Annotated in this window: 2 protein-coding genes; both read left to right on the top strand. The window is 66.8% G+C overall.

Annotation, left to right across the window (positions count from 1 at the left end; translation table 11 throughout):
* A partial coding sequence (locus D3H34_RS34435) for a hypothetical protein (RefSeq protein WP_167481327.1) occupies positions 1-331 on the top strand: 331 nt, incomplete at its 5' end.
* A gap of 5 nt (positions 332-336) precedes the next feature.
* Positions 337-1,355, top strand: a 1,019-nt coding sequence (locus tag D3H34_RS32700) for a ShlB/FhaC/HecB family hemolysin secretion/activation protein (protein ID WP_167481326.1), incomplete at its 3' end; no start/stop codon positions are given.

Below are 1,355 nucleotides of genomic sequence, written 5' to 3'. Positions count from 1 at the left end.
GGTGAACATTGACCACGTGCTTGCCGGCGGGGAGATCGTCATCACGGCGGACGGAGCGATCACCGGCCCGTCGCCGGTGCCGACTCCGGACCCGGACGACCTGCTGACTGGAGGGCCGCGTCCGAGCCAGGACGTTCTCGACACCAGCGCACTGGTGCTGACGCTTTCGAGCGACAGCAGCAACGATACCGAAGACCGCATCGAGGACAGCATGGATGAGGGGGCCAAATCCGGCCCGCAGGAGGCTTCTGCCGCGATAGGCATCGTGCCGGCTGCCAAGGTCACATACACGGACCTGCCGGTTTCGCTGCAAATGAAGGAAGGACTATGAATACCATGCTGGCTTCACTCTTGCCGAGTTTTCCGCGCTGCAGGCAGGCGCTGTGCACGGCCGGCTGGCTGGGCCTGGGGGTGCTGTCCACGCCCGCCTGGGCCCAGCCCGTGGTCATCCCTCCCGCCGGTCAGGCGGGCACGCTGCAGCAGCTGCAGATCGAGGAAGACCGTCGCCGGCGCGAGCAGGAGCGCCTCAGGCCGGCGGCGCCAGATCCGCTGCGACGCCCCGAGTCGCCGACCCCGCCGCCGATCTCGCCATCGGCCGGCGGGCTGCGCTTTGATGTGCGCGAGATCCGGTTCACGCCTTCGGCCATCCTGGCGCCCGCCGATCTCGAGGCGATTGCCGCGCAGTACCGCGGCCGCCAGGTCAGCCTGGCGGAGTTGCAGGAGCTGGTGCTCCAGGTCAACGAGCTCTACAAGGCGAAAGGCGTCGTCACCGCCATCGCCACCATTGCGCCGCAGGACATCTCCAACGGCGTGGTGGAGGTGAAGCTGGTCGAGGGCCGGGTCGGCGAAGTCGGCATTTCCGGCAACGCCACCACGCACACAAGCTATATCCAGGCGCGCCTGGGTCTGGTGGCCGGCGAGATCGTCGACCTGAACGAACTCGAAGACAGCCTGGTCTGGTTCAACCGCACCAACGATGTCCGCCTCGAGGCCGATCTTCAGCCGGGAAAGGAGTTCGGCAGCACGGACATCCTGATCAACGCGATCGAGCCCGACCGGCACCAGCTGCTGGCAACGCTCGACAACCTGGGCAGCCCCATGACCGGCCGCTGGCGCGCGGGAATGTCCTATCGCAATCGCAGCCTGCTGGGCTTTCGCGACGACTTGTCGCTGGCCTATACCTACGCGAGCGGCCAGAAAAGCGGCTCGGCAGGCTATGGCTTGCCAATCAACCGCTGGGGCGGGCGCGTCAATTACACCTACTACGACGATGCCACGGCGGTGCGCTACGGGGCGCTTTCCAGCCTGAAGATCACCGGCCGCTCGGAGTCCCATGTGCTGTCGATGCGTCAGCC

The organism is Acidovorax cavernicola (assembly GCF_003581445.1).
The sequence above is the reverse complement of the archived record's forward strand: the minus strand, read 5'-3'. Positions and strand labels throughout refer to the sequence as shown.